We start from the raw sequence: 14,020 nt of genomic DNA on the forward strand, positions 1-14,020 counted from the left end.
GCTATCCATGAGCATCAGAAAGGCGCTGGAAGAAAGGGAACGGCACTACCTCTCCCCCCATGCAGCCCTCAGCAGTGAGTCAACCGGGCGCCAGCGCCCGGAACCGCCATGCAACTACCGGATGGCTTACCAGCACGACCGGGACCGCATCATTCACAGCAAGTCATTCCGGCGCCTGAAACATAAAACCCAGGTTTTTCTCTCGCCCAGCGGCGACCACTACCGCACCCGCCTTACCCACACCCTGGAAGTCTCCCAGATAGCCCGTACCATCGCCAAAGCCCTGTACCTCAATGAAGATCTCACCGAAGCCATCGCCCTCGGCCACGACCTTGGCCATACACCCTTCGGCCACGCCGGCGAGGCGGTGCTTGACCAGCTCCACCCGGGGGGCTTCCGCCATTTTTTCCAGAGTCTCAGGGTGGTGGAAGTCTTGGAAAAGGAGGGCAAAGGGCTAAACCTTACCAATGAAGTCAGGGACGGCATTGTCAAACATTCCAAGGGCAAGGGAAGCATCCTTTCCGCCGATCCCAACTGCACCGCCAACACCCTGGAGGGACAGATCGTCAGACTGGCGGATATCATCGCCTATGTCAACCACGATATCGATGACGCTATCCGGGCCCAGGTGATCACCCGGGAAGAAATCCCGCGCTTCTGCCGGCAAATCCTGGGAGAAAGCCACAGCGCCAGGATCAACACCATGGTAAACGACATCATTGACACCAGCAGCCGTGAGCACGGCAGCCAGTTGCTCATCTCCTCCGCCGTCCTCGAAGCCATCGTCACCCTGAGGGATTTTCTCTACGACCGGGTGTATGACAGCCCTGCCGTCCATGGCGATTTCATCAAGGCCAAACGGCTACTGGAAGACCTGTATCATTTCTTTATTGACAACCCGACTGTTTTTCAGGAACAATACCACCACGCCTACCTTGAAAGCGCTTCACTGGAACAGAACGTCTGTGACTTTGTCGCCGGCATGACCGACCGCTATGCCTTTTCTCTTTACGAAGAAATTTTCCTGCCGCAGCCCTGGCTGATTAAGTGACGAACCGTTTCTAAACCTTTTCCCGGGGGAACATGTTCAGCACCGTATCCCGGGAATCTGAAGGAGGAAACTCATGCAAGAAGAACTGGCGACCCTGCAAAAGCTGTATAACACCCTGATCGAATTCATCGTCAACTACAGTTTCCAGGTGGTAGGTGCCATGATCATCCTGGTGGTGGGCTTTTTCGTCGCCCGCTGGCTTGGGAACTCGGCAAACAACCTCTGCACCAGGAAAAATCTTGATGTCACCCTGTCACGATTTTTCGGCAACGTGATCAAGACGCTGGTGATGATTTTCGTCATCATCATCACCATGGGCAAATTCGGCATCTCCATCGCTCCCTTCATTGCCGCTCTCGGCGCCCTCGCTTTTGGCAGCACCTTCGCGTTCCAAGGCCCCCTGTCCAACTTCGGTGCCGGCTTGGTGATCATCCTTACCCGCCCCTTCGTGGTCGGCAATACGATTACCATCCAGGGCGTCTTCGGCATTGTGGAGGAGATCACCCTGACCACCACCAAACTGTCCACCGAAGACGGCGAACAGATTACCATCCCCAACAAACAGATTATCGGCGAAGTGTTGCACAACTCCTTTGCCAACCGGGTGGTGGAAGGCTCCATCGGCATCGCCTACCATGACAATCCCGAACTGGCCATCGAGGTGATCAGAAAAACCCTGGACAGCTTCCCCCAAGTGGCCGGCGATCCGACGCCCCAGGTGGGCATCGAGGCCTTTGCTGATTCGGCCATCGCCATCGGCATGCGCTACTGGGTTCCCACCCATCAATATTTCCAGACCCTCTACCAGGTAAACCAGCTTGTCTACCAGAACCTGCTGGCCGCCGGCATCACCATCCCCTTCCCGCAACAGGATGTGTATATCAAATCGATGCCGAAAAACAGCTAACCACGTGCATAAAGCAGCGAGGATATAAACCTATGATCTGGATAAAAGGATAGCCAAGGATGAAAAATTCTTGAGGGAATGAGGTTTCTTAATCGGGATAGGCAAACCAAACCAGTAATCAAAGAATCTGCAACCGCTAATGGTAACAGCTGGGACAGAACTGCCATTATTTTTTTGATAACTTCAATAAGGCAAACACCATGGATATTATTGATGCTCTGGAAGCTGAACTCACCAAGAACCCGCACAACGTCAAGGCCAGAAAGCTGTATGACACGGACCATGCCCAGGCGATCCATATCACCCTGGAGCCGGGTGAGGCCTTAAAAAGACACATCACACCGGTTGATGTTTTCTTCTATGTGCTTGAAGGGACGGGAATCATTGAAATCGGCGAGGAAAAGCGGGAGGTTGGGACGGACACCCTGATCAGCAGCCCGGCAAAGATTCCCCACTGCTGGTATAATGAAAGTGACACGGTTTTTCGTGTCCTGGTGGTCAAGGTGCCACGGTCGACGGAATCAACCAGATTATTATAAACATCCTTTTTGCTCTAATTCTGCAACGAAGGTTATCAGCTAGACACGCTTCTGGCTGGGAATAATGGAAGTCGGCATAAAGTGTTTCTAGTTTTAGCAAGTGCCCAACAACGGAGATGATGCACATGATGGATGAAAAACCAGCGAAAGACCCTGTGGATTTTGGCCCAGGACTGAAAAAAATTCGCCAACGTCGATGGTTGCTTTGGTTGCTGATTCTCATTTACGTTCCAGCGATGATGGTTGCTCTTAAGTACCCCGGAGGCTATGATATGGCCATAAAAGTCTTCATTGCCTGGATCATCCTGCTTTGCATCGCGGTATGGCTTGCCGCGGTCATTCGTTGTCCCGATTGCGGAAACTATTTCCACACCAACGGCCCAACCTTCTTTCCGGCCCGTCGCTGCCTCCACTGTGGTCTGCATATTAACGCCGACAAAAAGGGCGATGACAGGACCAGCAGGAAACCACACCCCTCGTAACTGCATCTCATGCGTCTGTCCCAAACCCTCGGCATCAAAAAACCCGGCCACACGGCCGGGTTTTTTAGTAGCGAGAGAGGTTGTCTGTAACAAGACCCTGCTTTTAGCAACGTAATGTTTTTTCTCTTTTCATGAGAACACCTACAACCAGGGGACAACTCTCAGGCATAACATCTGATTTATGATCCACTGCCCTTAAAATCAAAGCTGATCTTTGTCTGGATATTCGTGAGGTGAGAAAATGCGCCTTTCAGCATTGTCTGTTCAATGTCAGTAAGGGCCTTGAGATTGATGAAGTTATTCGGAATCAGGTTGTTGTCGATCATGGTCGCCTGATGCTTCAACCTGATCTGCATCAAGTAGTTGTAAACCTGAATTGTTTCATTATACATGGCCTTTTTGAGGATGCCCATTTCATGCAGCCTTTTCAGCCTCATGATGGTGTTGGTTTCGTCAACCTGATGCTGCAATGCGTAGATCCTGGAAAAATTCAACAACAGCTTCATGGCATTTTTGATATTGAAAGACTGTGATTTCTTATCCGATGAATCGACGACAATATTCCCGAAAAAACCAATGGGTGGCTTGTAAAGCAGGGCGTTCTGGGCAAAATTGATAAAAAAAAGTCTGTTCTGCTGCAGGAGATTGTCGGTGAATTGCCGCAGCTCATCAGTTAACCGCTCACTTCCATAGATGCTTCTAAAATCGAAGAAAATATTAATTTCCAACAAATCCTGGGCTGTGGCGCCGGTTATCCAATGATGAAAATAACCTTTCCAGACTGCCAGGGGTTGACACCACTTGGGATTTCTTGCCATGATGTCACCCTTGCAGAGGGCATAGCCCACACGATCGAGATCCCCGCAGACCCTTTCACCGAGTTTCATGAAATATGCATGTGTTTCTTTCTGTTGATCTTCGCCAACGTCTTTGAATATAATACTATTGTCCTGGTCAGTTACCAGGGTCTGCTCCGCCCTGCCTTCGCTGCCGAGGGCTACAAACGCAAATTCTGTTGGCGGTGGTCCCAGCTCATTGATCGCAAAGGTGATGATCTTTTCATTGATTAAATCAGAAACCTTGCTGATCAGCTTGGTGATATTTTCAGATTTTGCCCCACTGTCGATGAGTGTTTTAATCAGCTTTGGAAGCCTTTTGTGCGCTTCGATAATTGCTTCGATGGACTCCGCTTCGCTGATTTCTCTGATCAATAACGAAGATGAAAAGCGATGGAAGTGGAGAATATCCTGATTGTCTATGATACCGTTGATTCTGCCCTCATCATCCCTGGTGAGCAAGTGCTGAACGCTTTCATTCTGGGCTACGAGCACCGCTTCAAAAATCAGGGCATCATCCGGCACTGAAATGATCGGCGAACTCATTATCTCATATACGGGTTTGTCAGGCGGCATGTTTTCCGCCACAACCCTGCGGGTAATATCGTAATCGGTTACTATGCCTATGGCATCTTCTTGTTCGGTCTGAATAACAATGGCATGTTGTTTATTTTTTTTCATCATCTCGGCCGCCGTTCTGATCGAGCTGCTCATTCTGCAGGTCAGAGGGCTGCGGGTAAATTCCTTGATCGGCTGATTGATGAAGAGCAGCGACGTCTGCAGCTCAACAATAAGGTTTTCACGTTCATGTTCAAGCTTTTTCCGTTCCGTGATATCCTCCATGATGCCTTCGTAATAGTTGCCGCCCCCTTCGTCATTCAATCTCTGCCCTAGGGAAAGGGAAACTACCATGCCGGTTCCATCATGCCTTTTCAAGAGAACGACCTTTTTTTTCACAAAACCTTCTTTTTTAAGCAGTGCAGAGATATCCTTCCATGACTGGGCATCGATAAAAAGATCGGAGATGGCAGTGCTGAACAGCTGTTCCCGAGTGGTGAAGCCGAAAATTTCAGCTGTTGCCGGATTCGCCTCAACAAAGTTCCCTTTTCTGGAAGAGTCTATCCTGAAAACCCCTATATGGAGATTATCAGTAAGCGACTGATAACGCTGTCTGCTAAGCCCTAGCTCTTCTTCAATTTTTTTATTGCTGCTGATATCTTTCAGGGTCAGAATGCACCCATCTTTACCTTCAAAAGTAATGGTTGCCACTGAAATCAAAATTTCCAGCAGCGTACCGTTGGAAGTACGCACCATTGCTTCAAAAGAGGGGCTTGTTTTCCTATTTGCAACGGCATCCCTGTATTGTCGGTATCCTTTCTGACCTTGGGCAAAAACAGCTTGAAGATCTGCGTCGGAAAGTGTTTGTTCGTAGCCAAGCATTGTTGCAACAGGTTTGTTGGCATGTACCAGGCGACCCTCGATAAACATCAGCACCCCTTCGGTAGCCGCTTCAACGAGGGTCCGGTATTTTTTTTCTGATTCCTGGAGATCTTTTTCCGCCTGTTCACGTTTCCGCTCTATTTTCATGCTTTCCAGGGTAATAAAGAGCAGAATCAAAGCAATAAGGAGGGTTATTCCAGAAGATATCTTCATGAGCATGCTGCTCATACCAGCAATCTCATCTTTCACATCTTCATAATAAATTCCGGTGCCAATGATCCAACCCCAAGGCGGAAAGCTTTTTACATAGGATATTTTGGGAACGATCCTGGTTTGGTCGTCTTTCCACTGCCACATATAATTAACAAACCCATCGCCATACTTGTTGGCAATGTCAACCATCTCGACAAACAGCTTTTTTTCATGCATATCGGTATATTCGGAGAGATTGGTACCATTCAAATCATCGCGGTATGGATGCATGATCATGACCGGAGCAGTATCAGTTATCCAAAAATAATCCTTTCTCTCCTTCCCGTAACGCAGACAGCGTATTCCCTCAACAGCTCTTTTCTGAGCCTCTTGCTTAGTCAACAGTCCCAGTTTCTCTTTTGTATGTTGTTCATCGAGAATGCTCCAGGCAGAATTGGTCAACTCACGGATCATCTCCCTTTTATCTTCAAGCAGCTCTCTTTGTACTGAGGGGATAATGATGATGAACATAGAGACGACAAAAAGGATAATCGCGACCAATGTCGGTACGATTATCCTCAGGGAGAAGCTCTTCCAATGGTGATCGTGCTTCATGTTTCCCTCGTCCCTTTTTTTCAACCCCTGTTCAGCGTATAAAGAATGGCAGCCGGCTCTTGCGGGAAACATACGGGATTTCTATGGCCGGTGACCGTTGAAATGCGTCGGACACTTGTGAAGGACCCTTAATACATCATGCCTCCGACATAAACCCCGGCACCAACAAACAAATCAGTTCCAGGCACACGATAGATATAGGTTATTTTTTTCCATGGCGTTGCATTGCCGGGTTTTGGCCACATATATTCAACCCATCCATGTCCTACATTCCTTGCCATATTGACAAAATGAACAAAAAGAGCTTTGTCCTTGGGGTCGGTGATGAGCAGGACATGATCTCGGCGGGTCAATTCAGGTTTGATCGGGTGAGCCAACATCTTGCCATTAATATCCATAAGGAAGACATATGAATCTTTCCAGACAAAAGGACCTTGCGGGTCACCGATAATTTTTGTTGCTTCTTCCAGACCTTTCGAATTGATTAATGCGGCAGCTTCATGACACTTGACGACACACTCCTCTTTCGTGGCGACATTGTCCGCCCAGACAGTTGCCGAAAGGAAAAGAACCATCCATAGGGCCGCAAACACACATACTTTTTTTATCATTTTCTGTTTCTCCTTTGAGGAAGGTGGCATGTTATTTAATCCAGGGCCTGCCGACAGGAAGGACATCTCTTTCAAAAACCTGGGCAAAAATAGCGTGGGCCATCATGTACCATGCCGAAAGTGCGCAGAGCATCAGTTCAAAACCGGCAATTTTGACAAGTTCAGGATAGCCAAAATGGGCTATGTCCAAAAGAATGAACCCAATGAGCAGCAGTGAAAAGGTCACTGCCATGGCTCCGTGGATTTTCATTGCCGGGATCCACAAGATAAAGGTGTACAGAGTCCAGCCAACCAAAAACCAGCCGACGTCTGTAGTTGATGAATGATAGATGTTGAAGTGGTTCAGGATAAAAATTAATCCCAAAGCAATCCAGAACGACCCGTAAGAGACAAAAGCGCTGTAGCCAAAATTATTGCCGCACTTGAACTCCTGAAAACCGGCAATCATCTGGGCCAGCCCGCCAAACACCAGTCCCAAGGCAACGATGGGACCTACCCCGCACCAACCAACATTGTGAAACTGCAACAACATGGTGGTAAGCCCAAAACCGGCCAGTCCTACGACCCCTGGATTTCCCGTTGTTGTTTCCGTATTTGCCATCAATGCCTCCCTGCTTAAAAATAATATAAACTATTGTGGTAACTGTTCCAACTAAGGTTGACATATAGCAATTGTTGTGCCGATCACCATCGGCTGAAATTTCCCCTTTAATAACAATCAGTTATAATTAATAGCTGCGACAAGGCACCTTATTATTCGCAGAAATGCGAAAGATCGGGCAACCGCAGATGGATGGGGATGAGAAGAAAGACTATGGATGAAATTGATGGCTGTGTTTATACAGGGGAAAAGCTTATTTTTGCAGGGATGCAAAAAACAGGGAAGGTAGTTGCATCTCTGCAAAAACCATGGTGGAGACTTTTGTTAGCAGTAATCCTCCCTCTCTATCCTGTATTTTTTCAGTTTGCGATAGATGGTCGCCAGATTCACGCCTGCCTGCCTGGCCGCCTCTTCAATATTGCCGTCCGTGGCTCGAAGAAGCTTGATGAGATATTCAGTTTCAAAACGGGTCAGGGAGCTGGAGTAATCAGGTCCTTGTTGCACATCGGCTTTCGCTGCTCCCTGGCTGTCGTTTCCGCTGAGAAATTGGCTCAACACCGGCACACTGATTTGCTTGCCGATCTCCACTGCCATGCATGCCTCTATGACATTGCTCAACTGGCGAATATTGCCCGGCCAGGGAAAATCGATCAGCATCTTCATGGCCTCCGGAGAAAATCCTTGAACAGCTGTGCCGAATTTTTGATTCTGCTCCCTTATGAAGTGGGTGGCAAGCAAGGGAATATCTTCATGTCGCTCTCTCAGGGGGGGAAGATGAATATTGACAACGTTCAAGCGGTAATACAGATCCTCGCGAAAAGTTCCCGACTCCACCTGATTCAGGAGATCGGTGTTGGTGGCTGAGATCAAGCGGACATCGACCCTGGTGGGAAAAACATCACCAATCCTCATGAATTCACGTTCCTGCAAAGCGCGGAGCAGGGTTTTTTGAACATTCATGGAGAGGTTGCCGACTTCATCAAGAAAGAGGGTGCCACCATCAGCGGCTTCAATAATTCCCTTGCGGTCAGTGTTTGCTCCCGTAAAGGCGCCTTTTTTATACCCGAACAGTTCACTTTCCAGCACTGATTCCGGCAGAGCACCACAATTGATGGCCATAAATCGCTGCCCGCTGCGCTGGGAATGATGGTGGATAGCTTTGGCAATCAGCTCTTTACCGGTTCCGGATTCGCCGCTGATCAGAACGGAAAGATCTCGGACAGCAATTTTACGCACCGTTTCTAAAATTTTTTTCAGCGATTGTGAGGAACCGATAATATTGTCAAACGAGCAGGTACCGGCAAGTTTTTTCTTCAGTTCATGATTTTCTTCCAGCAGCTGGGTCTGCTTCAGGGCATTTTTCACCCTATAGAGCAGCTCCTCCGGTTCGAAAGGTTTTGTAAGCATGTCATAGGCCCCCTTGCGCAGGGCTTTAATGGAAGTCTCAACAGTGGCATATGCGGTAATCATGATTACCGGCAGGTTGGCATCCTTTTCCTTGATTCTTTGCAGAACTTCAAGACCATCCATCCCGGGCATTTTGATATCGCTAATCACCAGATCCCATTGGTTGGTCTGGAATTCCATCACTGCTTCCCTAGGAGACGTGTATGCCTTAACCATATAGCCACTGCCACTGAGGACCGCTTCCATCATGCGGCACAAACCTTCTTCATTATCAATCAGCAGAATCCGTTTCTTGCTCATAGAAGGAATTCCTTGGGTTCAAAAGGCATCCGAATGGTAAACGTGGTTCCCTTGCCCGGAGAACTGTCAACATCGATGGTACCATGATGTTGTTCAATAATTCGCTTGGAAATCGCCAAACCAAGACCGGTGCCCTTCTTCTTGGAGGTAAAGAAGGGCTCAAATATTTTTTCCCTGTCAACCGCTGGGATGCCACAACCATCATCATGAAAAGCGATCACCAGATGCTGGTTGTCACGGCAGCACTCCACCCGCAGATGGCCGCCCGGCCGCATGGCGGCACCGGCATTGAGCATGAGATTGATGGCTACTTGTCGGAGCTGATCACCATCCACCATAATTGCAGGCAGCTGGGGATCGATGTCACTACTTATACTAATATGGTGCAGGTCACCATGGTTGGCTGCAAAATCAATAATATTTTCGAGCAGCTTCTTGATATCGGTCTCTTGCAAGGCTGGTTGCGGTGGGCGGGCGTAGCTGAGCAGATTCTGCACAATTTCGCGGCAGCGCTTGCTTTCATGCTTTATCTCATGGATATACTTAAAGTTTTCATCATTGTGATCAATCTTCTTTTCCAGATAGCCGGCATAACCGAGAATGATTCCCAACGGATTATTAATTTCGTGGGCAACGCCTGAAGAAAAGACTCCCAGAGAAGCCATGCGGTCCTGCTGGGCCAAGGTGGCCTCCAGCTCCTGGTTTTCTTTGATAATGCTTGTCATTTTGTTGAATGTCTGAGCCAATTCTCCCAACTCATCGCTGCTGCTGACCTCCATTTTTTCTTCCAATCGGCCGGTTTTGATTTTCTGAATTACCGAGATCATATGCCTGATGGGTTCGGTCACAACCTTGGATGTGTAGCTGACCAGCAGCATTGAAATGATGCTTGCCAGCATGGTGACCGCCATGGTTATCTGGATGCTGCGTCGGTTGATCATGTTTGCCGGTTGATAGAATTCATCTTCATAGGAACCGACTGCCACAATCCAGTCCCATGGTTCAAAATAGTCGTAGCAAACAATTTTCATCCGGGCAGCGGCATCCTCGGTGTTGCGCCAAAGATAGCGAATCCAGCCGCGTTTGTTGTTGCACATCTCTTTAATGAAAGCCTTTCCGCCGGCGTCACAAACATCAATCAGATTTTCCCCCTCTTTTTCAGGATGAATGGTGAAGGTTCCCTGGCTGTTCATGCAGAAAATATAACCGGTCCTGCCAACCTTCTTCTGCTTGATCTTTTCCTTCAAATCAGCCAGTGCGCGTTGTTCGAAGGCAATATCATCATAGCTTTCGGCAACGTAACCGGTTGCAGCGATAATCCAGTCCCATTCCGGAAAATAGAGATACGCTGCGATTTTTTCCCGGAACTCAATATCGCCGAGCGCCGGGTTGCGCCAGGGATAGCGGATATAGTGGACACTGTCCGGCTGGCCCTGGACCGCCTTTTGACACATTTCACTTATGAAGTAGCGGCCGTTGCCGTCCTGCTGCTCACTGATGTTCTCACCTTCCAAAACAATATGAACCTGCAGCTGACCATCGCTGCTCATGGCATAGACATACCCGCTCTCACCGATGCTGATCTGCTTTAAAGCTTTGGCAGCACGTTCATGGGCTGTCCGCAATGAAATACTGCCTTTTTTGTAAAGCTGATATTCAGCAGCCACCATGGAGGAAGCCAACCGTGCCAGGGAGGTCAATTCAGCAATAAACCGTTCCCGGCGCTCCTGCTGGTATACCTGAAATTGGCGATGATGGGCTTCAAACAGGTGGCGCGTAAAACTGACCATGTGTTCAAGATCATCTTTGCTGACGCAGGTAATCCCCTGGCGGGCCTGACGGGCTGAAAAATACCCGATGATGCTGCCGGTCAGGACCATCGGAATGATCACCAACGGCAGAACGATGAAAAACATTTTTGTGCGTAGCTTGGCGTTTTTGAAGCGGCTGGGCAAAAGCATGGGGATAGCCTGCCTTCAGGGAGACACTTTGGTGAGCAACCAGATCAATTAACCATTTGGGCGGTTATGTCGCGGCAGGCCTGCCCCACCGCTTAGTGGGGCTGAACGATTAAGGGCCTGGTCGTTCAGGAATTTCGAGATGATCTGAGCAAGACTGAATTATTTTATACAACTGGCTGATTCTGGTGGTAGTGGGGCTGACAAATCCGCCGATTATGATCATGCAGCTATGTTCAACTGCTGATCTTCCACATGTTATTATGCAAGGCAATGTGGAACTATTCGGGCGATTCCTGCAGTAATTTCGTACATAATTACACTAGCTTTGTCAATCACATAATAGCTACCGTTTGCCCGCCCAAAAAGGTGATGAATGACATCCCTCATCTATTGTTGATTATGCGGATAAAATTTTTTCTTAATTTTTTTTAGTCGATGGCGATAATTCAACAATAGCTATATTGTTTTATCACTGTATACTCATAGAGTAGAGGAGGTGATAGCATGAGTCTGAAAAGAAGAATATTGACAATTTTAATCTTGGCTATTGTGACCTTAATTTCAATAACGGTGTTAAATTTCTATACCAACCAGGAAAACACCACCTCCAGCGTTACCAACCTGCTGCTGGGTTTCGGAACGGGAGGCATTCTTACCCTGTCAGGCGTATATCTTCTCCACATCAGTTTTCGGCCTATCCATGGTTCCATGCTGGCCCTGAGAAAGGTCATGGACCGCGTGGAAAACACATCGACAAGGGCCTACATCACGTCAAAAGAGCTTGCTGAAGGAGCCGGCACGCAGGCCGCCAGCCTCGAAGAGACTGCCGCCAGCCTCGAAGAAATCAAGGCCATGACCATTACCAACGCTCAAAATGCCCGAGAGGGACGCTCCCTGATGGAAGAAACCCAGCATCTGATTGAGGATTCCGGTCAATCCATGACCCAAATGACGACAGCCATGGATGACATTTATAAGGCCAGCGGCGAAATCAGCAGAATTATAAAAAATATTGATGAAATTGCCTTTCAAACCAATCTGTTGGCCCTGAATGCCGCTGTGGAAGCGGCGCGTGCGGGAATCCACGGTGCCGGTTTTGCGGTAGTAGCCGATGAAGTGCGTAATTTGGCTTTGCGGGCCACAGAATCGGCAAAAAGCACCCAGGAAATGATCCAGAATTCACTTACCAAAGTAAAAGTCGGGGTGGAACTGGTTAATCAAACAGAAAACAAGTTCAAGGAAGTCATCAGCTCCACCTCGAAGATAAGTGAACTGGTGAGAGAAATCGCTGATGCCTGTACGGAACAGCATGCCGGCCTTGAACAGGTTTCTGCCGCCATGACTCAGATAGATGCGGTGACCCAGAAAAGTGCCCAGCAGGCTGTGGAAAGTTCTGACATCTCTAGTGAAATGCAGCAGGAAGCCGAAGGGCTTCGCGAGACAGTTGCCGGACTGTCGGTGGTTCTGGAGGGAGGTCATCTGCGTCATGAAGCCGAAAAGCTGGTCAAAAAAGCCATGACCATGGTCAAAAAAAGAGGGCTGAAAGCCACTATACAGGCTGCTCAGGATAAAAACGGTCCCTTGATGAAAGGCGATGAATTATACATCTATATCGGTTCCACCAAACTAGTCACCCTTTTAGCCCATCCCATTATGCCCGAAAAGCTGGTGGGCCCTGATCTCAGCAGCATGGCCGATATCAAAGGGAAAACATTCTTCAACGACCTTATCGAGGTAGCTGAAACAAAAGGGGCAGGCTGGGTCAGCTACTGGTGGCCTAAACCAGGAGAGCAGAAGCCATCATTGAAAAGCACTTTTGTGATGAAAGTGCCAGGGGAGCAAGCCTATCTTGGTTGCGGCATCTATGCATAAGGCGTCTAGCCCCCCATCATGCCATCAGAATGTTTCCCCTACCAGTTAAGAAACAAAGCTGCCGGGGAAAAAACTGACCTTATCTTAATCCAACCGTTTCTTGAAACGGCTGACGGCACTGCCAATAACGATCAGGCCGATCACGGTCAAACCGGTGATTGATGGCCAGAGGGCAGCGATGCCCACCCCTTTCAGAAAAATCCCCCGAATGATCACCAGCATGTGGCGCAGTGGATTCAAATAGGTGATCCACTGGACTATTGTTGGCATGTTGCGGATCGGAAAAACAAAACCGCTTAGCATGAACATCGGCAGAATGAAGAAGAAGGTGGTCATCATGGCCTGCTGCTGACTGAGGGAGATGGTGGAGATGAACAGCCCCAGACCCAGGGTGCTGAGCAGAAACAGGCAGGTGGTGACAAACAGCAGCGGTACGCTGCCGGAGATGGGAATGCCGAACCAGATGGTGGCAAAGATGGTCACCGCCACCATCTGAGCCTGGGCGATGAGAATGAAGGGGATGGTCTTGCCCAGAAGCAACTCAGCTGACTGCAGAGGGGTGACAATAAGCTGCTCCATGGTTCCCGACTCTTTTTCACGAATGATGGCCATGGAGGTGAGCAGCAGGGTAAGAATCATCACCAGGACGGCCACGATACCGGGAACATAATAATTCTGACTGTCCAGATTAGGATTGTACCAGGGGCGCAGACGGTCGTCCACCTGACCATATTCCAGGTGGCGGGCATAGAGCTCCTTGATCATGCTGGTGTTGAATTGTTCCAGGACGGCAACGGTGTGGGCCAGACGCACCGCCGTCATGTTGCTGGCGCTGCCGTCGGCCAGAATCTGCACCGGAGCCGTATCACCCCGTCGTATCCGCGAGGCAAAATCGGGAGGAATATGCACCGTCAGATCAACCCGGCGATGAACCAACAGGTCATCAAGCGCTGCTGGGCTCGCAACCCAATGGGTGATGCGAAAGGTTGGATTGCCGGTAAGGTTCGCCACCATCAGGCGGCTTTCAGGGGTCCGTGACTGGTCCAGCAGCCCCATACGGATATCCCGCACATCGGTGGAAACCACGTAGCCAAACAGAATAATCTGGAGCAACGGCACAATGATCAGCAGCGGCCGGTTCTTTCGGTCGCGGAAGAGCTGAATGAACTCCTTGCGCACCAGTTCGCGAATCCGCAGCCATTTCAT

11 protein-coding genes are annotated in these 14,020 nt (G+C 49.0%); 5 read left to right on the forward strand and 6 right to left on the reverse strand.

Annotated elements, in window-relative coordinates; all coding sequences use genetic code 11:
• Window positions 1–7: 7 nt before the first annotated feature.
• The 4 genes from JXO50_03285 (at window position 8) to JXO50_03300 (ending at window position 2,979) form a co-directional block, all read left to right on the forward strand.
• Entirely contained in the window at window positions 8–1,051 is a 1,044-nt protein-coding gene (locus JXO50_03285; protein ID MBN2332109.1) for a deoxyguanosinetriphosphate triphosphohydrolase, read from the forward strand.
• A 73-nt stretch (window positions 1,052–1,124) separates the two neighbouring features.
• The gene (locus JXO50_03290) at window positions 1,125–1,958 is read left to right on the forward strand and encodes a mechanosensitive ion channel family protein (protein MBN2332110.1); all 834 of its coding nucleotides are present in this window, start codon (window positions 1,125–1,127) and stop codon (window positions 1,956–1,958) included.
• 200 nt (window positions 1,959–2,158) lie between these two features.
• Window positions 2,159–2,497, forward strand: a complete 339-nt coding sequence (locus JXO50_03295) for a cupin domain-containing protein (GenBank protein ID MBN2332111.1) — start codon at window positions 2,159–2,161, stop codon at window positions 2,495–2,497.
• A gap of 125 nt (window positions 2,498–2,622) precedes the next feature.
• A complete protein-coding gene (locus JXO50_03300) occupies window positions 2,623–2,979 on the forward strand; it encodes a hypothetical protein (protein ID MBN2332112.1) in 357 nt (118 codons plus the stop codon).
• A gap of 179 nt (window positions 2,980–3,158) precedes the next feature.
• Here JXO50_03300 and JXO50_03305 read toward each other — a convergent pair whose 3' ends face one another.
• From JXO50_03305 to JXO50_03325, 5 genes are all read right to left on the reverse strand, one after another.
• A complete protein-coding gene (locus JXO50_03305) occupies window positions 3,159–6,062 on the reverse strand; it encodes a cache domain-containing protein (protein MBN2332113.1) in 2,904 nt (967 codons plus the stop codon).
• A 128-nt stretch (window positions 6,063–6,190) separates the two neighbouring features.
• Complete coding sequence (locus JXO50_03310) at window positions 6,191–6,670, reverse strand: cache domain-containing protein (GenBank protein ID MBN2332114.1); 480 nt, start codon at window positions 6,668–6,670, stop codon at window positions 6,191–6,193.
• 34 nt (window positions 6,671–6,704) lie between these two features.
• Entirely contained in the window at window positions 6,705–7,274 is a 570-nt protein-coding gene (locus tag JXO50_03315; GenBank protein ID MBN2332115.1) for an acetate uptake transporter, read from the reverse strand.
• 324 nt (window positions 7,275–7,598) lie between these two features.
• Window positions 7,599–8,981 carry a sigma-54-dependent Fis family transcriptional regulator gene (locus JXO50_03320; protein ID MBN2332116.1) on the reverse strand — a complete coding sequence of 461 codons (1,383 nt, stop codon included), beginning with the start codon at window positions 8,979–8,981 and terminating at the stop codon, window positions 7,599–7,601.
• Complete coding sequence (locus tag JXO50_03325) at window positions 8,978–10,942, reverse strand: cache domain-containing protein (GenBank protein MBN2332117.1); 1,965 nt, start codon at window positions 10,940–10,942, stop codon at window positions 8,978–8,980. The genes JXO50_03320 and JXO50_03325 overlap by 4 nt, the downstream gene beginning before the upstream one ends.
• 504 nt (window positions 10,943–11,446) lie before the next feature.
• Between JXO50_03325 and JXO50_03330 the strand changes: the two genes are divergently transcribed.
• Window positions 11,447–12,814: a cache domain-containing protein gene (locus tag JXO50_03330; GenBank protein MBN2332118.1), complete on the forward strand. Its 1,368-nt coding sequence runs from the start codon at window positions 11,447–11,449 to the stop codon at window positions 12,812–12,814.
• 84 nt (window positions 12,815–12,898) lie between these two features.
• On the opposite strand, the gene JXO50_03335 is transcribed toward JXO50_03330, so the two are convergent.
• Window positions 12,899–14,020, reverse strand: a complete 1,122-nt coding sequence (locus JXO50_03335) for an ABC transporter permease (protein MBN2332119.1) — start codon at window positions 14,018–14,020, stop codon at window positions 12,899–12,901.

The organism is Candidatus Anaeroferrophillus wilburensis, from assembly GCA_016934315.1.
GTDB lineage: Bacteria > Desulfobacterota > Anaeroferrophillalia > Anaeroferrophillales > Anaeroferrophillaceae > Anaeroferrophillus > Anaeroferrophillus wilburensis.

Coding starts and splice junctions, on each gene's coding strand:
- JXO50_03285 (MBN2332109.1), top strand. CDS start 8: ATGAGCATCAGAAAGGCGCTGGAAGAAAGGGAACGGCACTACCTCTCC.
- JXO50_03290 (MBN2332110.1), top strand. CDS start 1,125: ATGCAAGAAGAACTGGCGACCCTGCAAAAGCTGTATAACACCCTGATC.
- JXO50_03295 (MBN2332111.1), top strand. CDS start 2,159: ATGGATATTATTGATGCTCTGGAAGCTGAACTCACCAAGAACCCGCAC.
- JXO50_03300 (MBN2332112.1), top strand. CDS start 2,623: ATGATGGATGAAAAACCAGCGAAAGACCCTGTGGATTTTGGCCCAGGA.
- JXO50_03305 (MBN2332113.1), bottom strand. CDS start 6,062: ATGAAGCACGATCACCATTGGAAGAGCTTCTCCCTGAGGATAATCGTA.
- JXO50_03315 (MBN2332115.1), bottom strand. CDS start 7,274: ATGGCAAATACGGAAACAACAACGGGAAATCCAGGGGTCGTAGGACTG.
- JXO50_03320 (MBN2332116.1), bottom strand. CDS start 8,981: ATGAGCAAGAAACGGATTCTGCTGATTGATAATGAAGAAGGTTTGTGC.
- JXO50_03325 (MBN2332117.1), bottom strand. CDS start 10,942: ATGCTTTTGCCCAGCCGCTTCAAAAACGCCAAGCTACGCACAAAAATG.
- JXO50_03330 (MBN2332118.1), top strand. CDS start 11,447: ATGAGTCTGAAAAGAAGAATATTGACAATTTTAATCTTGGCTATTGTG.
- JXO50_03335 (MBN2332119.1), bottom strand. CDS start 14,020: ATGAAATGGCTGCGGATTCGCGAACTGGTGCGCAAGGAGTTCATTCAG.